Below are 21,981 nucleotides of genomic sequence, written 5' to 3' on the forward strand. Positions count from 1 at the left end.
AAAAAGAACTTTCGACTCTGCAACAGTCTTACAACCTTTCAATTACCGGCAATCTCAACTTCTCAGAAAGCTGTGCAATCAAGATGGATGGCCTGAGAGTATTTTTTTATACAGGTCTGTCTTCATAAACTTTTCCAAGCCTTGATTAAAGCGCTCTATTACATTTTTACGCTTCATCGTTTTGGCGAACGCCAGATAAAGTTCGTCGTCAACAAGCGGTACGGATAAAAACACAAATTGCATTTTATGCTTTTGTAAATCTGCATCCTGACCTATAAGCTTATCAATGTCGTTATCGGCCCCCTCAACAATAGCGACATCAATACGATTAATAAGTAGCTTTCTTAACCTGCTTATAACGCCAGGATCGGTCTGTGTATGCACCAAATTAGATGCCAGATACGAATCAATATTCTGTCCAAAAGATGCGCCGAACTTTACACCAATTTGTTTGCCATTGAGGTCAGATAAGCCATTGAAAGGAAAAACATGATCTCTAAGTACAACTAGCTGAATTCGGTCTCCATAGACCACATTCGAATAGTCAAATTTATCTTCACGTTCTGTCGATTTTGAGAAATGTGCAATCCCCCCTTTACCTTCTTCTGCAAACGCTTGTGCGCGCTTCCATGGCAACAACTGTAATTCATAAGTGTCGCCTGAAAATTTGGAAACTCCGGAGAGGATCTGAGGAAAAATCCCTTGCGGCTTACCATTTTCCAAAAAACATATTACCGGATAATCTTCAGCGCCAAAAATTGGAATCGTATTGCACCAAGCACTACCAGACACAAAATAACAAACGAGGATGACCAATAGATTTTGTGTCATATCCATCTCCAGACAACATTCGCGACGTAGACAAAATATGTGATATTTATTACATTCAATAGCGATAGCACTGCACGCAAATCAGCATTGATATCCCGATTGCGGCGTACGCCGTAAATTAAGATACGATGAAAAATCCTTGATGGATTGAGGTTGCGCAAAGAAGTATCCTTGGCCAAATTCCACGCCCATATTTTTCAATAACATCTGCTGGCTTTCGTTTTCAATTCCTTCCGCAACGATCTTTGCCATGACCGCCCGCCCAATCCTAATAATTTCCGGAATGAGGGTTGACCTTAATGACTCGTCTTCCATATCAAGTACAAAACTACGATCAATTTTAAGAAAATTTGGCGCAATCACTTTGATACTTCCTTAATTAGAATAACCAGTACCCACCGACGCACCGTTCACCCCCTACGATTCTAACAGATTGGGATATGTGCTCTAGCCGCAACTCGGTGCGCCCTCATATCAAATGAATGCAAGTCTATATCAGGTGTGGGAATCAAACAACACATCAAAAACCGCATGAATAAAGGATTTCGTTAACAAATTAATTTCTCATGGGTGCATACATGGATGCAAAATTAATTGCTAACAGTTGGCAACCATAGGCAATACCCAGTTTTTGCAACTTACCTGTAATGCTGGTAGGAGGTTAATTATTAATACATGAAGGAATTATTTCGGCATCATCATTAAAAGTAATCGTCCAAGGCTCCAACTTATGACCCCCTCTTAATTTGATGCACTCTTCAAGCCTGATCACTTTGGAGAGTAAGCATGTCAAGAATCAATCCATCCTCAGCCGTATGCTATGGTTGCAGCATGTCACTGCCTTGCAAGGCTCAGGGCTATAGCAAGCGGCGTATTGTTGTGAGCATCAATTAAATCATTCCACATTTCATAGCTGGATTTCACGTGGTCAGGTACCTACTTCGGCGTCCACCACGCTGATGGCTGAACCAGCTGTTATTCAATCCAGCCTACCAACCCCTTTAAGTTTGTCGCCCATCGTGTCACGACATGACTCTGGATAGCAGCTCTCGCTAATGCCGATATGCAGACAACCTAGGTCAATCAATTAGTATGATGGCGTAACCTAGAACGTCACTCAGACTCGAGAACGCATCATACAACTCAACATCACTATCTCCAAAGAGGATTTATTTTCAATATCCCCATTCTCTGGTAGAGTTTCATTTCTGCTTTGGCTCGATTCCATCGTGGCTATCGTTCCGGCATTTGTCGGTAGTACAGCAAACGGGTGAGCGCCGGACGCAACGGTGGGAACGGGACCCCCACCCCAGAGCAGCTTCCATTCTGATTTTCTCTCCGCAGATTCTTTTCCTAATGGGAAAGCAGAATTCATAATAGTGTAAAAATCACCGCTATCGGAAAGCTTCAGCCGAATATAGACTATCTTAATTAGTTGAATTATACTCAGGTTACTCTGTGGAGTGATTGCCTTTAGTCGTTTCGGGCGTTAGCTGATCGGGCGAATTGTCGCGCATTTCGGCATTATTGAGCGTCTTCCATAGAGTTTTTGAAACTGACCCCATGCGCTTTTGGCGAATTTCCTCTACATGCAATACGGTTTCATCAAATCGTTTCTTGTATCGAATTAATAAATTACCGTTTGCATCCCCACAACCTGTTTGTATTTAGCATGCTGCCATGGGCTGCGGTACGCAGCATCTCGCCATCAGTAAGTAAATAATAGGTCGCAGCAAGGACTGCCACGCCAAACCAGGCAACACCAATCTTGCGTAAGCAACTGTTGATTGATATCAGCATCTATAAGACTACGTTGAATTGAAAGGCGCGCGCCGATCAGTAAATTTAAAAAAAAAGCGCCTATTCGGGCGTCATTTTCGAAAGTCATGTTAAACACAGCCATATGATAGTTTTCGGAGGGTGGCAATCAAATCAATGTGCGACTTCTTTCCGTACGTTGGAATGCCTTCCAATATCGCAAGCCAGTCACATAAAAACTGGCGATCAGTTTTTAAAATATTTCTATTCCTCGCCCAACGCTTTTGAAACTGCCTAGCCTTTTCGCGTAACGCATCAATCTGAAGCTGACAGTTAGCGCAAAGTATTTTTTTGTGCCAAATGAATCGCTGATTTTCCTCATACTCAATTTTCTGATCTTCAGCAGAAAAAACGCAATGGCATTTACACTTCACGCAAAAATATCCAAAATCCTCGTAGTGAGTATCTGTTGATTGACTATAAGCATATGATCGCTTGCTTGAATTTGGCCACTTCTCTTTATTCATTTCGACAGACAAATTTTTTACTCCGAAAGATGTTTACCGCTGAGCTGATCGGAACTGCGCACAACGCGCCGAAACTGAAGAGCAAGTGATTGAAAAAATACCGAACGTTGAAACGCCAATATGCGCAGTTTCCGAGTTGAGCGCCATGTTAAATGCGGTCTGTTTCAACTTTAGACTTCTATGGTTTAACATCGCCAAATCCAACCTCAACGTTTGATTCTTGTTTTACGAATTCATTTCTCGCAACTTGAATTGTGCCTCGCTGACTTCGTAAAAAAAGACGACAGCCCAACGCACCGAATATTGGAATTAACCAGATAATAAGCAGTTGAAATACACGCTGACTTCTCTCAAATTCTTCCGCTCGCCAAATAATAATCGATACCGTAATCTGATAAATAGCGACGACCATCAACAATACGTAACTGATATATGTAAGTCCATTCGTGAGCATTTAACTTTAATTAGGCGGACAGATGCCGTCGACCTAATTCAACTGGTTGCCACCTAATTCAACCAATTAAATCCTTGGAGAGGCTTGTCACACGGTCATTTGCGCAATTTACTGCATAAAAACACAGCATTAAATAACCATGAAAAACGTCACTCCCAATGTACAGGCTTCAGACGCGGTTTTAAAACCAAAATTGCTCGATCAGCGCTACGCTGCATACAAGATAAGCGTTATAGATTAAGCACCGAAGAGGTGCACCTCTATTGGGCACGTTGGTTCATTCATTTTCTCAATTACTGGTGGCGCTGAGCAGCGGCTTTGTACCTATAGCACCCAGACGAAGACAAACAGCGATTGTCCGAATTGGCAGCATCACATGGCATACGTTTTTGTGCAACCTGGGTCGATTCTGCTCGAATGCTATTTTTTAGTCAACTATTGGTTCTAGATCATTTGCTTAAGGTCGAATAGCATCTCCTTCATTTGCTTCGCTGAGGCCTTCATCCTCAGCCTCAGCGATGCGATCTCTGAAGGCTTCAAGCGAATTGATTTTGGAGATGTACCGTGCTTCTGATTCTGTAAGAGCGTCGAATCCGTATCCGGTTGTGGATTTGAATTCAGACTCGATGGTTCCATATTTTTCACGTAAGGCCTCCAGTGTATGAATGCTCAGCGATAATTGCGCACTGTACTGTTTGCCGGACAAAACGGCACAGCCGACGACATTCGCCCCATGTGACTCGATAAAATTAATGAGAGAAACAACCGTGCCACCCTGGCTAAGCGTGTCATCGACAATAAAATAGTTGCGCCCCGCTTCGACATCGCCGTCGAACGATGGACGCGTGAAGAGTCGGTCTATTCCATTGGCGGAAGATCGCTGCGAAACGGTCGATTGAACTATCTCCAAACCTTGATCGACGCCAAGAGTGCTTGAGATTTTAACTGACAGCGCCAGCGGTATTTTATTATCGCAGCCCTCCTCCGTCCCAAGGACAGGTTGAATGATGACATCCATGCCCGCAATTACGCGCTGAATTTCATCAATGAATGACTGCTCAAGCACCTCTTGAATAAGGCAAACCGCTGCAAGATCGTCACCCGTCTTGGCTGCACGAAAATGCGAATTGTTTGCAAGCCCTCCTATCCTGCTACCGATCAGGACTAGCGGCCTTTCTTTGTGCTGAAAATAGGAATGGTTGTTCACAAAGGCTGCATTAATTTAAGGACTGTCATCGCCCCTGACCGGAGCCAATTGGAATCAATATTCCCACCAAATCATGTTCTTGAGCACTTATTTGATATTAATAATAGTAAAATTGCCAATTAGTATATATTAAAAATAAATTCTACTATGAAGCTTACGCAATGACACGATTCGCACAACCAATGGTTATCCGCTGCCCCTCATGAAACTGGCACTTACTGCAATGCCAACTATCCTCATATAGTTTTCGTGAAAGTGACCTGAGAGTATGGACAGATGGCGTGACAAATGCTGGATACGAAAACGTCAAATCACCACTACTACAATGCCCTTTATGCAACAATCCGTTTTGGAAAAAGGATGCCGAAAAGTCTTGGAATTCGCACCTGAAAAAAAAGAAAAAGTCAGTCGCTTTTCGCATGCGATGGATGTGCTTTCAGGTAGAAAGAAAAAGGAACAGAAAAAAGAAATAGAAACTAATTGGCTTGGTATTCCTAACAATGTAGAAAACGCAGTTGAATGCGATACGCCGACCATTGGAGATTGGTTGACTATATTGAACGGTTCCGTGACCTTAACAACGGGACAGGAATCGATCGTCAGACGAAAAATTTGGCGAAACGGAAACGATCACCTACGCTTACGCTCGGATGGATCTACGTGCCGTAAAACCCCTCTGTTTTCTGATGCGTTTTCAAAGCAGAACTTGCTGGCGCTATTAGATTTGCATGATCGCTGCATGATCGAAGATCCTGCTGAGAGAGCAGAAATACTGCGGCAACTAGGCAGATTCGAAGAGGCCAAGCAAGTTTTAGACGGAATCAAGGAAGAGGACTCGACCATCATTACAGCGAAAATTCGTCAACTCTCTGATGAACGAATCGACACCTTGCAATCAGTTAAATAGAGACATACCTCCGATGCGCGCAAGTGCACGAAAATGACCATCCCAGAATGTTTTGCGAGGCATCCTAAAGTCTTAGGCGAATAGAAGTTGAGCATTTTACAAATTCGAATTCTGAAGTCTCGCTTTACTTTTCTCTCAGACCAACAACAAAGCAAAAGGCCGCATATAGCGGCCTCTTCATTTGGTGCATCTTTCAGCTTGTTAGCGTCTAGAGCACATATCCCAATCTGATATGACTTGAATAATATACATGACTTATTGTAAAGTCAATATATTATAAATATTACAGGTTGATTATGAGCACTAATATGCCCTATCGCTTAGCTCTCGACATTGGATCTACTTCAATTGGATGGGCGCTGCTTCGTTTGAATGAAGCAAACGACCCCTATGTAATCATCAGAGCTGGTGTTCGTATATTCCCAGATGGACGCAACCCCAAGGATGGATCGTCTCTTGCAGTAACCAGGAGAGATGCGAGAGCAATGAGACGCCGACGCGACCGCCTACTTAAGAGAAAAGTCCGAATGATGGATGCGTTGGTGCGCCTGGGCTTCTTCCCCGCTGACAGTGAAGAGCGCAGAGCATTAACCGACCTCAATCCATATGAACTTCGTGCAAAAGGTCTTGACCACCAATTAACGGGTGAAGAGTTCGCAAGAGCCCACTTTCATATCAATCAACGGCGGGGCTTCCTTAGCAATAGAAAGACGGATAAGGCTGATACAGACAGCGGCGCATTAAAAATGGCAATAAGCGAACTACGCCAAAAGCTAATGAAAGAAGAATGTCGCACGTTGGGCGAATGGCTTGCAAAAAGACATCATCAAGGTGAGAGTGTGCGTGCACGTCTACATGGAAAGACGCAGAAAGATAAGCAGTACGACTTTTATGCTGATCGCGCAATGATCGAACATGAATTCGATACTCTCTGGGAAAAGCAAGCAAGCTTTGACTCGACATTATTTTCAGAATCGGCGAGATTGGAGCTAAAAGACATTCTGCTTCATCAACGTCCACTTAAGCCAGTTATCCCTGGACGCTGCACATTAATTCCCGACGTTCCTCGTGCGCCGCTCGCTTTGCCGAGCACCCAACGCTTCAGAATATTGCAGGAGTTAAACAACCTACGGATAGAGCTACCGGACTTACAGCAACAAACTCTTACGATTGAACAGCGTAACCTGATTGCTGATTTAATGGAGAGAAAAGCATCGATAACTTTCAATGCAATTTTAAAAGCACTCAAACTACCAGGCACTACACGCTTCAACCTCCAAGACGTTAAGCGCGACCAATTGAAGGGAAATTTAACTAGCTTGAATTTATCAAAACCTGAGCATTTCGGAGATGATTGGCACAAGTTACCATTAAATGTGCAGGATGAAATTGTCGTTAGGCTATTAGAGGATGCAAGTCTTTCGCACCTTGTTTTATGGCTACAGAATCGTTTTAACCTCGATGAATCAATAGCTGAACGTATTGCAGATACGAATCTACCCGAAGGCTATGGCAATCTTAGTTTGCAAGCCTTGCAGCGTATCGTTCCCGCATTGCAAGGTGAGGTCATTACTTACGACAAGGCAGTTTTAGTTGCGGGTTTTGATAGCCACAGTGCCTTATCACATTCTCAGCAAACTGGCGAAATAATGCCTGAACTCCCCTACTACGGCATCCCTTTACGACGCCATGTTGCGTTCGAGAAGCCCAATCCTCGCAACGACGAAGAACGCTATGGCAAGATTGCCAATCCCACTGTGCATATTGGATTAAATCAGTTGAGAGTCGTTGTTAATGACTTAATAAAGCAATATGGACATCCACGTCAAATAATCGTAGAAGTTGCCCGCGATCTCAAAATGAGTCGTGAGAAGAAATTAGAAATTCAGCGCGAACAAAAGCAAAGACAAGATTTAAACGATCAACACGTCCGTACAGCATGCGATATATTAGGCTTGAACCCCGATCATCTTGATAAATCAAAACGACGTGATTTATCTCAAAAAATGCAGTTATGGGTAGAGCTCAATCCTAAAGATGCTGCTGATCGACGCTGCCCATATACAGGAGAAAAGATCAATATAGAGCGCTTATTGAACGGAGATGTGGAAATTGAGCACATACTCCCTTTCAAGCGAACGCTTGATGACAGCATGAATAACAAGACCATTTCATTAACCCGCGCTAATCGAGCCAAAGGCAATCAGACGCCGTTTGAAGCCTTTGGACTCAATCAACAGGATGGATACGATTACGATGCAATTCTGCAACGTGCATTGCTCATGCCATCCAGTAAAAAGAAACGCTTTGCCAAAGATGGCATGGAGCAATGGCTACAAGGAGAAGCAGATTTCTTGCCCCGAGCGTTGAACGATACTGCCTATCTGTCACGGATTGCTAAAGAATACCTAAGCTGCATCTGCCCACATACGCATGTCTGGGCTATACCTGGACGGTTGACAGGCATGTTAAGAGGCAAGTTTGGGCTCAATCAACTTTTATCTGGCAATGAGACGAAGAACCGCGACGATCATCGCCACCACGCGCTTGATGCCTGTGTTATCGGAATCACTGACCGCTCTACTCTCAATGCGTTTTCAAGAGCTAGCCAGCGTGCTTGGGAGTCTGGAACCAGACGCTTACTCGATGACATTGAATCACCATGGCCAAATTTCCGTGCGCACGTCGAACGAGCACTAACCAATATCATTGTTAGTCAGAAACCAGAGCACGGATATCAAGGCGCTATGCATGAGGCCAGTGCTTGGGGACTGCGCAAAGATGGACAAGTACAGCGTCGTAAATTATCAAAGGATGGTTTAAGTAACGTCAAGGAAATATGTAAGAAGGATCTTATACAACTTAGCGCAGCCGATGCAAGACACCGCCATGGATTAAATGAGGACGGCTCAGACAAAGCATACAAAGGATACCTTGGCGGTAGTAATTACTGTATGGAAATTTGGATTGATGAAAAAGGTCGCTGGAATAGCGAAGTTGTCTCAACTTTTGATGCATATCAAATTATCAATATCTACGGAGAGGAAAATGGCTGGAAGAAATTAAGGAATAAGCAATTCACGCAAACCGGAAAACCCTTGATTATGCGGCTAATGAACAAGGACTACTTGCGCTTAGAAGTAAATGGAAATTTGCGTACGATGGTTATTGCAACGATTGGTACAAATGGACAAGTATTCATGGCGGATCAAAATGAAGCAAACGTTGATGCTCGCAATAGAGATAAGAACAATCCATTCGGTTATGTCTCAAAAATGGCGGGCTCACTACAAAAAGCAAAAGGACGCTTATGCACTGTGTCGCCATCCGGAAAAATTTATGTAATTAGCAAATAGGGTAATTAAATGATAGGCCGCATTGTAGAAATTGCAGACAATAAAAGACACCTTTTCCTACTACGCGGCTTCATGGTTGTCCAACAGCACGGCACTGAACGGCAAGAGTTAGGGAGAATTCCCATTGATGACGTCGTCGCAGTGATTGCAAACGCACATGGAATAACTTATACAAATAACCTACTGGTTGCTCTTGCCGAGCGTGGGATACCATTTGTGCTATGTGGCGCTAATCACAATACAGCTGGCATGTTAGTACCAATTGGAGGGCATCACCTTCAGGCTAAGCGCTTCGACGCTCAAATAGCTGCGTCTCAGCCAACAATTAAGAGAATCTGGGCTGAGATCGTTAAAGCGAAACTTCAGCAGCAGTCTGCTGTACTTACCACCTTAGGTAAACCCGACATACCGCTTTCAGCACTAGTCAAGAAGGTTAAATCTGGAGATCCAGATAACATTGAGGCACAGGGTGCAAGAAGATATTGGACTTTATTATTCGGAACTACATTTCGACGTAACCAAAATGATGATGGCATTAACGCGCTACTCAATTACGGTTACACAGTACTACGTGCAACAACTGCACGTTCAGTTATCGCCGCCGGACTACACCCAACCATTGGCCTACATCACTGCAATGAGGGTAATCCTATGCGACTTGTTGATGATCTAATGGAGCCGTTCCGCCCGATGATCGATTACAGAGTTTGGCAGTTAGCATCTCAAGGAAAATTTGAAATTAATGCAGAAACAAAACGGGTGCTAGTCAACACGATGTATGACGATATGCAAACAAGCAGCGGGATCAGTCCTGTGATGGTATGCACACAGAAGTTAGCAACCTCCCTCGCCAGAATATTTTTAGGCGAAGAAAAGAAACTGTTTATCCCAAATCCGAAAATCTCCACAGAAATAGGCGTACTTGTTGAAAATGAGGTGGATTAACTATGTTATCGAGATATAGAATTATGTGGATGATAGTCATGTTTGATCTTCCCGTTATTGAGAAAGCGGAACGCTTAGCGGCAACTCAATTTCGAAATGCCTTGCTCGATATGGGATTTGAAATGGCACAATTTTCTGTGTATATGCGATTTTGCTCTAGTCAGACTCAAGTCGACACGTATTGCAAATATGTCGAACGTAGTTTGCCGGGCGGAGGGAAAGTCAACATCCTTCAATTCACCGACAAACAGTACGAAAGAATCATTACCTTTCGAGGAAAAGTGAACCAAGGTCTGCCAAAACTACCAGATCAGTTCAACTTATTTTAATGATGGAATATTTTTTCACTAGAGAAAATGCAATAAATCCTATGAAATTCAAGGACTTATTGCATTTGCATTCTAACAGATTGGGATATGTGCTCTAGCCGGAACGAGTTTGCGATTGCCCTTGAGGAAATTTTATTCTAACAGATTGGGATATGTGCTCTAGCCGGAACAGCCATCGCGTAATTAATAAACTCGCTGGCATTCTAACAGATTGGGATATGTGCTCTAGCCGGAACCTGGTAGCCCATATCCTGCCGCTGGTGGTGATTCTAACAGATTGGGATATGTGCTCTAGCCGGAACTCATTCGCGGCAATCAACAAGGCAAGCGAAATTCTAACAGATTGGGATATGTGCTCTAGCCGGAACGTTATGTCTGGCATGGGCAAAGCTTCCGAAATTCTAACAGATTGGGATATGTGCTCTAGCCGGAACTCAAGCACTGATGGAACGCGCCGGGGTCCAATTCTAACAGATTGGGATATGTGCTCTAGCCGGAACTCCGTGCGTCCCAATATCAAATGAACGCAAGTCTATATCTACTTTAGCTTTCAAGCTAGAGCCTATTTTATATATCAGCCTACCAGTCAGTATTTAACGTTTTAAGTAACGTGAACTCAAGCTGCACGCGTAAAGTCTCCTATTACGACACTCCCACGTTCAATCTGCTCCAAATAATCCGCAAAATGCTGCATCATCTTTTTACGTTCATCCAAAAAATCCTCGCGGTCATAGGAGCCGCCATAGGCTTAACCAGACGCATGGGATAGCTGGCGCTCAATACGGTCGATTGGGTAGCCGAGGGTTTTCAATGTGCCCTTTGCAAGTGCCCTGAAGCCGTGCCCAGTCATTTCGCCGCCGTAACCCATACGTTTTAATGCCTGCAAGATCATTCCATTGCTGAGGGGCTTATCGTGATCCCGACGATTAGGAAAGAGGTATTTGCTACCGCCAGTATATTGATGCAACTCACGCAGAAGCTCCCAGCCTTGACGCGGCAAGAAAGGATGATGATCAACCATGCGCGGGGACAAACGTTTCTTACCCATCTTCATACGCTGCCAAGGGATGACCCATTTTGACTTTGATGTCATTGAGTGGTGTAGCGAGTTTAGGCATTTTGTTGGTATCTATTTTGTTGGTATTTAATGGTCCAACAAGATTACCAACAAAAAGTTTGGATGCCAATGGACACTAAAAAGCATTAGGAAACAAAAAACCCGCGTATTCACTGAGAAATCGCGGGTTCTTTGTACAAACTTGGACAACTTTAAACATGTTCTTGGCGGAAGGTGTGAGATTCGAACTCACGAAGGCTATAACACCTCGCCAGTTTTCAAGACTGGTGCATTCAACCGCTCTGCCAACCTTCCAAGCCTGCTATTATAGCTGGACTTGGTGGTGTGGACAAGTGTCGAGGTGCAATTCAGAGTAAAAATGGTGTATTTAACAGCTTTGGAATCGCTGTTGCATCCACAGGACGAGAAAACAAGTAGCCTTGGATTTCATCGCAACCAGCATTTTTTAGGAAGTTCAGCTGCTCGTGGGTCTCAACACCTTCTGCTACGACATTCAGATTTAATTGGCGGGCCATCATGATGATGGCGCTGGCGATCGCGCAATCATTGGCATCAACCGGGATACCCTGCACGAACGAGCGGTCAATTTTTAACGATGAAATCGGGAATCGTTTGAGATACGACAAGCTGGAAAAACCTGTTCCAAAGTCATCCAGTGCGAGGCTGACATCGAGTGCGACGATTCTATTCATAATAGAGATCACGCATTCAACATTTTGCATCAACATGCTTTCAGTGATTTCCAGCTCTAACCAATCGGGCGAAATCTGGTATTTCTTAAGTACATGTTCGATTTGCTTCGGTAGCGATTCAGTAAAATCACGTGCTGACAAATTGACCGCCACTTTAAATGTAGGCAAACCTTGTTCCTGCCATAATTTTGCTTGTTGACATGCTGCGTGCAAGACCCAACTATCGAGTTCCTGAATTAAGCCGGATTCTTCCGCGACACCAATAAATTCTGCCGGTGGGATAAAACCCCGCTCCGGATGATTCCAACGGAGCAACGCTTCGACGCTGATGAGTCGATTTGAATGGACATCAATTTTTGGTTGATAGTACAGAAAAAATTCTTCGTTTTTCAATGCTTTTCGAATTGCAGATTCAAAAAATAGTTTTTCTGCAATATGGACGTTAATGGCCTGATCGTAGAACGCATAATTACCAGACAAAGTATGGCCGGTCTTCTTCGCTTGAAACATAGCAATATCAGCGACTTGCAATAAAGCATCCGCATCGGCGCCGTCAGCCGGGAAAACACTAATACCGATACTCGCGGAGACGCGAAGTTCGTGCCCTTCGACACTAAACATCGTTTCCAGACTATCAAGAATTTTTTGCGCAACCATGCTTGCATCAGAGTGATTCGCCATTTCAGGCAGTGTCACGGCAAATTCGTCGCTACCAAGCCGGGCGATAATATCCTGGTCACGCAATACCGATGCCAGCCGTTGTGCTACCTTCGCCAATAAAGCATCGCCTACTCTATGCCCTAACATGTCATTAATCGGTTTAAAACGATTAAGATCGATAAACAATAACGCTGCGCTGGTTTGTTTTCGTTGAGCTAATTGCAAAGCTTTATCAACTAACTGGATAAACAAACTGCGATTTGGCAGATTTGTGAGTGTGTCAAAATAAGCTAATTGATTGATTTTTTTTTCGGCTTCTTTGCGGTGCGTAATATCGCTTAAATATCCAACAATCCCGACTGGTTGTGTATCCACCCCTGCGATCGTCGACAGCGTCAAACTTGCCCAAAATACCTCGCCATTTTTTTTTCGGCGACGAACTTCCATTTCATTGGCACCATTGCAAAGAAAAGCGTCGAGAATATCACTATCGTCTGCACCTGAAGCGTCCTCGTCTTCATACAAAAATAGAATATTCTTGCCCAGTACTTCTTCCGAAGTGTAGCCAAACATTTTTTCTGCACCGCGATTCCAACTCAAAATAAAACCAGCAAGATCCATGATCACCACCGACTCGTGAATCTGATCGATAATTTGAGTGTGCAGCATATGTTCACGCAAACTCATTGCATGTCGTTGATCGACATCATTGCGAAGCTTAAAGAGCCTCGCCGTCATGCTGGCCAGATAATTTAATTGCTGTAAATCAGACGCAGAATAGCGACCATTTTTACCAGAAAGCACATAAAACGTCTCGGCGGATACAGGACATAGCAATTCATCGTCACTTGGCATACCTGGCAGCTGTGAGCGCTGATAGCTAAGATTTGAATCCTTAAAAAAGTTTCTGATTATGCGATTAATTTCGACATCGAGTTCTTCCCCGTCAAAGCTTAAAATAGCCTCACTAAGCGACACACCGATATCAAAATCGCTCAATGCAGAAACAGTATGCATCATTAAGCTTCCCGGCAGACCAGGTTTACCCAAACGTAGGCCTGGAGCAGGCAATCTTCGAATATCTCAGCAGTAACTTCAGTCGCTGCCAGAGCTTTGTCGATATCGGCAGTTCGAGGCCGATCTGCAAGTTCAACCAAACGCAATGCATTACCCAGCTTGCCTGTACGCTGTAGAAGCGCGGAAAGGACATCTTCTTGCAAACTCAATGGATTGAGCACATCGTTTAAATCACTGCCAAAAAGCTTATCCAGCAATGAGAACATGCCTACCATAAAGGCAGCATCCTGCTCATCTTTGCTACCGCCATTTTTTTTGCAAATAGCTTCCATCATACTTGCGCGAAATGCAGCGCGTGCCATTAATGGATTTAATGCACCAGCAACTTCTTGAGGACGAGCATATAACAACAATTGCAGCCAGCGTTGCAGTTGCCTGCGACCTAACAAGTTAATCGCCTGGCCAAAACTCGATACCCTGACTGTTTGCGCAAAAGCGGCCGAGCTGACAAGTTTGAAAAGCATGAACGACAAGCTCGGATCTTGCTTGAATAGTTCTTCCAATTCACAAGAGTCAGCATCCCGCGAAACCAATCCCAGCAGCTTTAACAAGCGCGTACGGGCTGTGCTATCTGCAGCCTTGTTATTAATCGGAGGGTTGAATGCATATTCACCAGACAACAACTTAAATCCTGCTTGCAAAGCTTGGTCGAGCAAAGCACGTGTTGCGATATTTTTAGCCCATTGTGGCGCCGTACCTAAACGTGATGTCCACGATTTGGCAAAGAATGGTATACCTGCACTGGCATCCAATGCGAAATATTTGGTTTCACTCCACGCTAATTCTAACGACGAAGCGAATTGATCCGTAACGATACGAAAACCATTGCTTGCAAAGTGTTTGAGTTTTGTTTGATTTGCCTTGTCGGCACATACTGACTCGGGAATGCAAAGGAATATTTTATTGGAGGGTAATCGTGTATGAATATCCGCAGGAATTTCCTGTATGTCGGCAAATGAAACAAGCCAGACCACCGAGCCCAATTCGTCAAAAAATTCTTTTTCATTCCAAGACTGCAAAGCAGCAACGACGTCAATGGTTGGCGTGCTTCCAAAATCGGGATGTATTGCTGTTAATTTTTGCAATACATTCATGACGGGTATAAAAGTTGGAACCCCAAAATCTCGAATCATAAATTATTTATGTTATCTATTACAATTGACATCAAGATGACGTTTTTACATTATTGTTATACTGAGCCAGCCTGAAATTTTCGATTCAATTCCAATCAATAGTTTCCGACGAACAAAATTTCAATTAATTTAACTGTACACCTTTTAGTAAGAAAAAAGCATTTCAATTTAACATTTTTTCTTTTATTCAGAATCTTTTAAAAATAATTGTTGTAAGTCATTCAAAAATAGCTTGCCCATCGTCGTTGGAGTTATGATCTGATGATCACGTGTTAATAAGCCTTTCCACTCAGCCTCGGCCAACTCTTTTTCTATTGAGTTAATCAATAAGCCGGTACGCTCTTGAAACAAGTTCACTGGAAATCCTTGGTTCAAACGCAATGCGTTCAACATGAATTCAAATGGCAAATCCTGCGCTGAAATTTCCACCGATTCCTGAACGGCGTTTCCAGACATACTAGCCTCAATGAAGGCCTTAGGTTGCTTATAGCGAGCCTGCCGCACGATCCTGTGTGGAAACGACAGCTTAGAATGTGCGCCAGCACCAATTCCAAGATAATCGCCAAAATTCCAGTAATTTTGATTATGTTTTGATTCGCGGCCAAGTTGTGCGTACGCAGAGACTTCGTAATTACGGTAGCCTGCCATTTCCATTCGTTCATGAATCAAATCTTGCATTTCTGCGCTCAGATCATCATCAGGAATCGTCGGTGGAAATTTGGCAAAATAGGTATTGGGCTCCAAGGTCAAATGATATAAAGACAGATGAGGAGGCGAAAATGAAAGCGCAGTTTCCACATCATCGCGCACTTGTTCCAATGTTTGCGCTGGCAATGCAAACATCAGATCAAGATTGAAATTATCAAAATGCGTGCGTGCAATATCGATTGCACGGCGAGCTTCGTCTCCATTGTGTATCCGCCCCAAAGCAGCCAAATGTTGCGAATTAAAGCTCTGGATGCCGATCGATAGACGATTGATCCCGCTTTGCTTATACGATCTGAATTTCTCCATCTCGAAGGTACCGGGATTGGCTTCCATCGTGATTTCAGCAGCGCCATCGATAGGGAGCAGCGTTCTGATATCGGACAACAACCGATCTAAACCTGCTGCCGACATGAGACTCGGCGTGCCTCCACCAATAAAAACAGAGTAAATTTTTCTACCCCAAATTAGTGGCAATGAGGATTCCAAGTCAGCGCGCAAAGCGGTTAAATAGGCTTCTTCATCAAAACTTCCTTTGACTTCATGCGAATTAAAATCGCAATACGGACATTTTTTTACGCACCATGGAAAATGAATATACAAAGCCAAGGGCGGTAGCACGCTCAGATTCAATTTTCCTGGTGCCAAAAATTTGCTAGCCACATCAAGCGGAATATGGGACAAATCAGGCGCCGTTTTATTTACGGTGGCAGCGTTGCGATGGATTGAAATCGGCTTGATTGGTATCATTGCAACTTCTCAAACAAAGCGCGCAAAGCTTGCCCCCGGTGGGACAGCTGATTTTTTTGGCTTGACTCTAATTCTGCAACCGTTTTTTGCAGGTCAGGTATCCAAAAATGCGGGTCATATCCAAAACCATGTTCACCACGGGGCTCAGCGACAATCTCCCCTTTCCACATGCCATCTGCGATCACAGGCTGCGGATCATCCGCAGAACGAACCAGCACTAAAACACAATAATAATAGGCAGACTTATCGTCTTTATTAGCAAGATCTGCAATGAGCTTTTCATTATTACGCTGGTCAGATTTAGGTTCACCCGCAAATCGTGCAGAAAGAACACCCGGAGCGCCGCCCAAGGCATTTACGCAGATTCCAGAATCATCGGCCAGTGCAGGAAGGCCTGTTAATTTTGCTGCGTGGCGCGCTTTGGCAAGTGCGTTCTCTACAAAACTATGGAATGGCTCCTCTGCTTCCGGAACTTGAAACTCTGATTGTGTATGCAGACTAATATTTAACGGCGACAATATTTGTCGAAATTCTTTGAGTTTGCCTTGGTTATTCGATGCCAAAACGATTTTTTTTGTCATGGTCAATTTACTCAAACGTCCAACAAACCCAGTACTTGTTTTTGCAATGCGATCAAATCGCTGATGCCATCCTCTGCCAAATCAAGCAAACGGTTCATGGTTTGACGATCAAATGCGACACCTTCTGCGGTTCCTTGCACTTCAACAAAATTCCCATCCTCTGTCATAACGACATTCATATCTGTATCACAGGCTGAATCTTCCGGATAATCCAGATCGAGGACTGGTGCGCCCTGATAGACACCGACCGAAATCGCCGCCACAAAATGTTTTACCGGAACACGTGCAATGGCGCCTTTATTGACTAACTGTGTAAATGCATCATAAGCTGCCACCATCGCACCTGAAATAGCAGCCGTGCGCGTGCCACCATCGGCTTGAATAACATCGCAATCTAAATGCAAAGTACGTTCGCCAAACGCCTCAAGATCGAATGCAGCACGCAGGGAACGTCCTATTAAACGCTGGATTTCTTGAGTACGCCCAGATTGCTTCCCTTTTGCTGCTTCCCTATCCATCCGCGTTTGCGTAGAACGGGGCAACATGCCATATTCGGCCGTGAGCCAGCCCTGTCCCTTGCCTTTCAAAAATCCCGGGACTTTATCTTCAATGCTGGCGGTGCATATAACACGGGTATCACCAAACTCTATCAATACTGAGCCTTCAGCATGTTTAGTAAAATGGCGGCTAATAATCACCGGCCGCAGTGCATCCACTGCGCGACCGCTAGGGCGTAAAGTATTTGACATAAATTTAATTTTTGGATGTGATGCGTGACGATTTGTGAATAGCATTACGGATTTCTGCAATCGCTTTCTCTATTTCTGCATCGTTAAAAATATCTTGCTCGCCACCTTCTGCAATCATATCAGCGTCCAGAGGCGCTTGTATTGTCGTCGTGATCGAACCGATAGGGATGGTCGTCGTTGATATAACTGAAGCGTCTTCGAGATGATCATCACCCTCCCACATCATTGCCAACGCCGTGGTGTTATCACTGGTTTTACCTGCAATATTGACAGCAGAACGAATGAGTTCAGGTATCGCACGCACGATCGTGTGTTCATGTAATCGTTGCGCTAACATATGATCTGGCAACATCGACCAAAAACCATCTGAACACAATAGAAGAATATCGCCAGGCTGCAAAGCAGCACGCCGGGAAAGTTCAACGATAGGAGAATTTGGTGCACCAAGGCAGTTAAAAAGTTTATTTCTATCGGGATGGGTATGTCTTTCGGCGGGATCGACTTTACCCTGAGCAATGAGGGTTTCCAAGCGCGAGTGATCTTTGGTGCGTAAAAGAATTTGCCCCTGGCGTATCCAATAAAGACGAGAATCACCACAATGGGCCCAATAGGCGTAACCGTTTTGAATTAAGCAAGCAACAATCGTTGTTCGCGGTGTTTCAGGCAAATTATTAATCGTACGATATCGATGAATTTCTTGGTGCGCGGCCAAAAAACTGTCTTCTAGAAAACGCTCTGGCCGACCAACCAAAGGATGCGCTTGCTGTTGAAATAACGAACCTATCGTTTGCATCGCAATCGCAGCCGCCATCTCACCCATGATATGTCCGCCCATGCCGTCAGCCAACAGCAACAAAATCGCATCGCGGGTAAAGCTATACCCCATGCGATCTTGATTGACCTTCCGGCCGCCAATATGACTTTCTTGATAAACGGAAAAACGCATGAACAATTCAACTTCAATAGATTAATAAATAAACGAGCTAATTCTAGTGATTAAGGTGGTATCAGCCGGATTATGACCTAAAGTTGAAATCCCAGCCAACGTTACCTCATCACACTCATGCCACTTTTCACTTGAACGCGACCCTTCGAACTTACTCTAATGGCTGTCAGTATGCTCTTGTATTGTTGTATCATCGCCAACACCAACAACATTTTTCTTCGCAAAGAAATTAGATATTTTCAATTTGGCTTTTTCCAACACACTAAGTTCGGGCTGTACTTGTGCTTTGGTGACCAACGCTTTCTGCAGAGCAAAAACGCTTTGCGGCCTTTCTAGTGGATCTAACTTTAAACACCATCTGACGACTTCGACAAGCTCAGGGGAATACAATCCTTCAAGCTTTCTATAATGCGACTCCATTTTGTCGTTAATTTTACGCTGATCAGAAGGTTGCGGTGGAGCACCAATCATACACGCAAAAATTGACGCACCGATGCTATATATATCGGTCCAGGGGCCAAGATTTCCATTCTTTTGATATAACTCAGGTGCAGCGAAGCCAGGGGTATACATCGGATACAATTTAGGTATGTCTGTCTTTAAGGTTTGACGTGCGGCACCAAAATCGAGAAGAATCGGTGTCCCATCCAAGCGCAAGTAAATATTGGCTGGCTTCAGATCAAGATGCAGCAACTTATTAGTATGCACCTCGCGCAAACCATTCATTACCTGGTTAAACATGCGACGAACAAAGCGTTCTGAGACCAATGGTTTTTCACCTTTGTCACGCCGCCTCAAAATATGCTCTTGCAAAGATCGGCCAGATTCGTACGCCATGACCATATACACGGTCTCATTCGCCCGAAAGAAGTTCACAACACTCACGACATTGGGGTGCGATATACGTGCCAATGCACGCCCTTCTTCAAAAAAGCATTTCAAACCAATTCTGTAAATTGGCAAATTTTCACTTGAAATTGCAGGCACCAACTCACCCTGCTGCCGCAACGCCAAAGAACTGGGTAAATATTCCTTAATTGCGACAGCATTTCCATCTTCGTCAGACGCCAAATAGACGATACTAAAGCCACCAGACGCAATTTTCTTTACAATGCGATATCCGGCAATCTCCAGTCCGTCTGGCAAAGGAGCATTATTTTGTGCGGCCATTAATCTTCCAATCCTTTATACAGAAGTGATTGTGTTGATAATTGTGGTATTTGTAAAGAATATCCTGCTCTGCATCAATTTTTTAAACTTTTTTGCACCTGAGACAACAACTAGTAGCACATTAAAAGGATCTACCTTGAGTATTTACAGCATGACTGGCTACGCGACCAGCACCCTCGAAACAGAATCGGGAACGATAACAATAGAAATAAAAAGCGTTAATTCGCGGTTTCTTGATTTGCAATTTCGCATTAATGACGATTTTCGTGCAATTGAATCACTGTTTCGCGATGCCATCTCACGTCGCATCGTTCGAGGAAAAGTAGAGTGTCGTTTTAGCTTTGGAAAAAAGACGAGTGAAAACAGCAGCAAAGCGCTGAATTCCTCATTGCTGGAACAGCTGGCTGGATTTCAGGTGCAGTTGCTCCAACAGTTTCCCAATGCAAGCCCACTCAGCACCAATGACTTATTGCGTTGGCCCGGCGTCATTGAAGAAGCAGAAATCAATGCAGACAGTCTTCAAAACAGCGTCGTAACAACGATCAATAACACCCTTGAAGCTTTTATAACGAGCCGCGAACGCGAGGGCGCCGCATTAGCACAAGTACTCATCACTTGCGTCACTGCAATGGAAGCCATTGTAGAAAAAATCAAACCTTTGTTGCCGCAAGTTCTCCAGCAATTTCAACAAAAAGCAATACATCGCCTGGAAGAAGCACTTGGCTTAAGCGCGCCCAGCAATAATCCAGCCGGCCAAACGCTGACCCGCGAGGAAGCAATGGATCGCATTCGTCAGGAAGTCACCGTCTACGGCATCAGAATCGACGTCGCCGAAGAACTGGCTCGCTTATCAGCTCACTTGACAGAAACTCGCCACATCATTCAAAAAGGCGGACAAGTAGGCAAGCGCCTGGATTTTATGATGCAAGAACTGAATCGCGAAGCCAATACACTGGGCTCAAAAGCTGCCCTCAAAGAGTTAGCAGATGCGTCAATGGAGCTTAAATTACTCATCGAACAAATGAGAGAACAAGTACAAAACCTTGAATAAGGCGCGGCATTTGCTTATACTCCCGCGATATTTTTTCAAAAATGCCAATTTGCCTGACATCCATGCGTGTTAATCACATCCATTGAATTTCAAGTTGGCAAATCAGTAAATTAGTCAATTTTTGAGCTTAACATTAACAGACCAAACCATTCAGAGGGCAGCTAATGATACCCATTACGTCGACAGCAGGTAGTCTTTTCATTGTCGCTGCGCCATCGGGTGCAGGCAAATCAACCCTCGTCAATGCCTTATTAGCGCAAGAGCCCAAAATAAAGTTATCGATCTCTTACACAACGCGCCCTCCTCGTCCTGGCGAAGAAAATGGTCGCGAATATCATTTCACGACACCAGAGGACTTTTTACATCGAAAATCGCAAGGTGAATTTTTAGAATCTGCTGAAGTGCATGGAAATTACTACGGCACCTCAAGAATATTAATTGAGCAACAAATGCGGGCTGGCACCGACGTTTTGCTTGAAATTGACTGGCAAGGGGCTCAGCAAGTGAGAAAACAGTTCCCGGGCGCGGTCGGCATCTTTATTCTCCCCCCTTCGATTCCAGCACTAGAAGAACGCCTGAAAAAACGCGGACAAGACGAACCACATATTATTACACGTCGAATTTTAGCAGCGGGCGGTGAAATGGCGCACTCTCCAGAGTTCGAGTATGTTATCATTAACCAAGACTTTGCAAATGCGCTATCAGAACTCAACGCCATCGTCAAAGCGACACGCTGCCGATTTACGCAGCAGGCAACACGCAATAGCGAATTGTTCGCCCAACTTGGCATTCATGCCAACCCAAATTAAATCATCGTATTATTGTACTAAGGAAAAAACATGGCACGTATTACCATTGAAGATGCATTGAAGCAGATCCCTAACCGTTTCCAATTGACTTTGTGTGCAACTTATCGCGCGCGTCAATTGCTGCAAGGCCACACACCAAAAGTTGAGTCCAAGGACAAGCCAACAGTTACTGCTTTGCGTGAAATTGCCCAAGGTAAAATCGGTATTGAAATGCTGAAAAAAGTTCCAGTGTAGTTTGCATTGCGACCGAAGTATCACATTAATCG

Annotated in this window: 19 protein-coding genes, 1 tRNA gene and 1 CRISPR repeat array; of the genes, 7 read left to right on the forward strand and 13 right to left on the reverse strand. The window is 44.1% G+C overall.

The features are described 5' to 3' along the window. Positions 1-78: 78 nt before the first annotated feature. The 4 genes from ACO0K1_RS04455 to ACO0K1_RS04470 all read right to left on the reverse strand — a co-directional run bounded on the left by ACO0K1_RS04455 (position 79) and on the right by ACO0K1_RS04470 (position 4,777). Positions 79-831, reverse strand: coding sequence for a substrate-binding periplasmic protein (locus ACO0K1_RS04455; RefSeq protein WP_423023112.1), 753 nt, complete (start codon positions 829-831; stop codon positions 79-81). Positions 832-912: 81 nt separating this feature from the next. Further along, complete coding sequence (locus tag ACO0K1_RS04460) at positions 913-1,194, reverse strand: EAL domain-containing protein (RefSeq protein ID WP_423023114.1); 282 nt, start codon at positions 1,192-1,194, stop codon at positions 913-915. A gap of 1,526 nt (positions 1,195-2,720) precedes the next feature. Next, positions 2,721-3,128 (reverse strand): hypothetical protein, encoded by a 408-nt coding sequence (locus tag ACO0K1_RS04465; RefSeq protein WP_423023116.1) that lies wholly within the window; start codon positions 3,126-3,128, stop codon positions 2,721-2,723. A gap of 899 nt (positions 3,129-4,027) precedes the next feature. Then, positions 4,028-4,777 carry a phosphoribosyltransferase gene (locus tag ACO0K1_RS04470; protein WP_423023118.1) on the reverse strand — a complete coding sequence of 250 codons (750 nt, stop codon included), beginning with the start codon at positions 4,775-4,777 and terminating at the stop codon, positions 4,028-4,030. A gap of 334 nt (positions 4,778-5,111) precedes the next feature. Here ACO0K1_RS04470 and ACO0K1_RS04475 point away from each other — a divergent pair, with 334 nt between their 5' ends. The 4 genes from ACO0K1_RS04475 to cas2 all read left to right on the forward strand — a co-directional run bounded on the left by ACO0K1_RS04475 (position 5,112) and on the right by cas2 (position 10,314). Beyond that, positions 5,112-5,684: a hypothetical protein gene (locus tag ACO0K1_RS04475; protein ID WP_423023120.1), complete on the forward strand. Its 573-nt coding sequence runs from the start codon at positions 5,112-5,114 to the stop codon at positions 5,682-5,684. Positions 5,685-5,992: 308 nt separating this feature from the next. Further along, positions 5,993-9,040 carry a type II CRISPR RNA-guided endonuclease Cas9 gene (cas9, locus tag ACO0K1_RS04480; protein WP_423023352.1) on the forward strand — a complete coding sequence of 1,016 codons (3,048 nt, stop codon included), beginning with the start codon at positions 5,993-5,995 and terminating at the stop codon, positions 9,038-9,040. Positions 9,041-9,049: 9 nt separating this feature from the next. Continuing rightward, the gene (gene cas1, locus ACO0K1_RS04485; protein WP_423023122.1) at positions 9,050-9,985 is read left to right on the forward strand and encodes a type II CRISPR-associated endonuclease Cas1; all 936 of its coding nucleotides are present in this window, start codon (positions 9,050-9,052) and stop codon (positions 9,983-9,985) included. Between the two features lie 23 nt (positions 9,986-10,008). Then, positions 10,009-10,314: a CRISPR-associated endonuclease Cas2 gene (gene cas2 / locus ACO0K1_RS04490; protein ID WP_423023354.1), complete on the forward strand. Its 306-nt coding sequence runs from the start codon at positions 10,009-10,011 to the stop codon at positions 10,312-10,314. Between the two features lie 69 nt (positions 10,315-10,383). Then, a CRISPR array of direct repeats spans positions 10,384-10,814; the repeat unit is 36 nt; unit sequence ATTCTAACAGATTGGGATATGTGCTCTAGCCGGAAC. 248 nt (positions 10,815-11,062) lie between these two features. Here the strand turns inward: cas2 and ACO0K1_RS04495 are convergent. The 9 genes from ACO0K1_RS04495 to ACO0K1_RS04535 all read right to left on the reverse strand — a co-directional run bounded on the left by ACO0K1_RS04495 (position 11,063) and on the right by ACO0K1_RS04535 (position 19,855). Continuing rightward, positions 11,063-11,407 (reverse strand): tyrosine-type recombinase/integrase, encoded by a 345-nt coding sequence (locus tag ACO0K1_RS04495; protein WP_423023124.1) that lies wholly within the window; start codon positions 11,405-11,407, stop codon positions 11,063-11,065. Between the two features lie 189 nt (positions 11,408-11,596). After that, positions 11,597-11,686, reverse strand: a tRNA-Ser gene (locus ACO0K1_RS04500). A gap of 53 nt (positions 11,687-11,739) precedes the next feature. Continuing rightward, positions 11,740-13,764, reverse strand: a complete 2,025-nt coding sequence (locus tag ACO0K1_RS04505; protein ID WP_423023126.1) for a putative bifunctional diguanylate cyclase/phosphodiesterase — start codon at positions 13,762-13,764, stop codon at positions 11,740-11,742. Next, the gene (locus ACO0K1_RS04510) at positions 13,764-14,954 is read right to left on the reverse strand and encodes an EAL and HDOD domain-containing protein (RefSeq protein WP_423023128.1); all 1,191 of its coding nucleotides are present in this window, start codon (positions 14,952-14,954) and stop codon (positions 13,764-13,766) included. Before ACO0K1_RS04510 ends, ACO0K1_RS04505 begins: the two co-directional genes overlap by 1 nt. Before the next feature lie 183 nt (positions 14,955-15,137). After that, positions 15,138-16,409, reverse strand: coding sequence for a radical SAM family heme chaperone HemW (hemW, locus tag ACO0K1_RS04515; protein ID WP_423023130.1), 1,272 nt, complete (start codon positions 16,407-16,409; stop codon positions 15,138-15,140). After that, positions 16,406-16,990 (reverse strand): RdgB/HAM1 family non-canonical purine NTP pyrophosphatase, encoded by a 585-nt coding sequence (gene rdgB, locus ACO0K1_RS04520; RefSeq protein WP_423023132.1) that lies wholly within the window; start codon positions 16,988-16,990, stop codon positions 16,406-16,408. The genes hemW and rdgB overlap by 4 nt, the downstream gene beginning before the upstream one ends. 11 nt (positions 16,991-17,001) lie before the next feature. Further along, positions 17,002-17,739 carry a ribonuclease PH gene (gene rph / locus ACO0K1_RS04525; protein ID WP_423023134.1) on the reverse strand — a complete coding sequence of 246 codons (738 nt, stop codon included), beginning with the start codon at positions 17,737-17,739 and terminating at the stop codon, positions 17,002-17,004. Between the two features lie 4 nt (positions 17,740-17,743). After that, the gene (locus ACO0K1_RS04530) at positions 17,744-18,685 is read right to left on the reverse strand and encodes a PP2C family protein-serine/threonine phosphatase (RefSeq protein ID WP_423023136.1); all 942 of its coding nucleotides are present in this window, start codon (positions 18,683-18,685) and stop codon (positions 17,744-17,746) included. 156 nt (positions 18,686-18,841) lie between these two features. Next, positions 18,842-19,855: a serine/threonine protein kinase gene (locus tag ACO0K1_RS04535; RefSeq protein WP_423023138.1), complete on the reverse strand. Its 1,014-nt coding sequence runs from the start codon at positions 19,853-19,855 to the stop codon at positions 18,842-18,844. A gap of 151 nt (positions 19,856-20,006) precedes the next feature. Here ACO0K1_RS04535 and ACO0K1_RS04540 point away from each other — a divergent pair, with 151 nt between their 5' ends. The 3 genes from ACO0K1_RS04540 (at position 20,007) to rpoZ (ending at position 21,949) form a co-directional block, all read left to right on the forward strand. Then, complete coding sequence (locus tag ACO0K1_RS04540) at positions 20,007-20,906, forward strand: YicC/YloC family endoribonuclease (protein WP_423023356.1); 900 nt, start codon at positions 20,007-20,009, stop codon at positions 20,904-20,906. Positions 20,907-21,070: 164 nt separating this feature from the next. Then, a complete protein-coding gene (gmk, locus tag ACO0K1_RS04545) occupies positions 21,071-21,715 on the forward strand; it encodes a guanylate kinase (RefSeq protein ID WP_423023140.1) in 645 nt (214 codons plus the stop codon). Positions 21,716-21,745: 30 nt separating this feature from the next. After that, positions 21,746-21,949 (forward strand): DNA-directed RNA polymerase subunit omega, encoded by a 204-nt coding sequence (gene rpoZ / locus ACO0K1_RS04550; protein ID WP_186910781.1) that lies wholly within the window; start codon positions 21,746-21,748, stop codon positions 21,947-21,949. The last annotated feature ends 32 nt before the right edge of the window (positions 21,950-21,981 follow it).

It is taken from the genome of Undibacterium sp. SXout20W (assembly GCF_049340285.1).
In the GTDB taxonomy this organism is placed as follows: Bacteria; Pseudomonadota; Gammaproteobacteria; order Burkholderiales; family Burkholderiaceae_D; genus Undibacterium.

Excerpts from the sequence above, each read along its gene's own strand:
- ACO0K1_RS04455 (WP_423023112.1), bottom strand. The coding sequence starts at position 831 with ATGACACAAAATCTATTGGTCATCCTCGTTTGTTATTTTGTGTCTGGT.
- ACO0K1_RS04475 (WP_423023120.1), top strand. The coding sequence starts at position 5,112 with ATGCAACAATCCGTTTTGGAAAAAGGATGCCGAAAAGTCTTGGAATTC.
- cas9 (WP_423023352.1), top strand. The coding sequence starts at position 5,993 with ATGCCCTATCGCTTAGCTCTCGACATTGGATCTACTTCAATTGGATGG.
- cas1 (WP_423023122.1), top strand. The coding sequence starts at position 9,050 with ATGATAGGCCGCATTGTAGAAATTGCAGACAATAAAAGACACCTTTTC.
- cas2 (WP_423023354.1), top strand. The coding sequence starts at position 10,009 with ATGTGGATGATAGTCATGTTTGATCTTCCCGTTATTGAGAAAGCGGAA.
- ACO0K1_RS04495 (WP_423023124.1), bottom strand. The coding sequence starts at position 11,407 with ATGACATCAAAGTCAAAATGGGTCATCCCTTGGCAGCGTATGAAGATG.
- ACO0K1_RS04505 (WP_423023126.1), bottom strand. The coding sequence starts at position 13,764 with ATGATGCATACTGTTTCTGCATTGAGCGATTTTGATATCGGTGTGTCG.
- ACO0K1_RS04510 (WP_423023128.1), bottom strand. The coding sequence starts at position 14,954 with ATGATTCGAGATTTTGGGGTTCCAACTTTTATACCCGTCATGAATGTA.
- hemW (WP_423023130.1), bottom strand. The coding sequence starts at position 16,409 with ATGATACCAATCAAGCCGATTTCAATCCATCGCAACGCTGCCACCGTA.
- rdgB (WP_423023132.1), bottom strand. The coding sequence starts at position 16,990 with ATGACAAAAAAAATCGTTTTGGCATCGAATAACCAAGGCAAACTCAAA.
- rph (WP_423023134.1), bottom strand. The coding sequence starts at position 17,739 with ATGTCAAATACTTTACGCCCTAGCGGTCGCGCAGTGGATGCACTGCGG.
- ACO0K1_RS04530 (WP_423023136.1), bottom strand. The coding sequence starts at position 18,685 with ATGCGTTTTTCCGTTTATCAAGAAAGTCATATTGGCGGCCGGAAGGTC.
- ACO0K1_RS04535 (WP_423023138.1), bottom strand. The coding sequence starts at position 19,855 with ATGGCCGCACAAAATAATGCTCCTTTGCCAGACGGACTGGAGATTGCC.
- ACO0K1_RS04540 (WP_423023356.1), top strand. The coding sequence starts at position 20,007 with ATGACTGGCTACGCGACCAGCACCCTCGAAACAGAATCGGGAACGATA.
- gmk (WP_423023140.1), top strand. The coding sequence starts at position 21,071 with ATGATACCCATTACGTCGACAGCAGGTAGTCTTTTCATTGTCGCTGCG.
- rpoZ (WP_186910781.1), top strand. The coding sequence starts at position 21,746 with ATGGCACGTATTACCATTGAAGATGCATTGAAGCAGATCCCTAACCGT.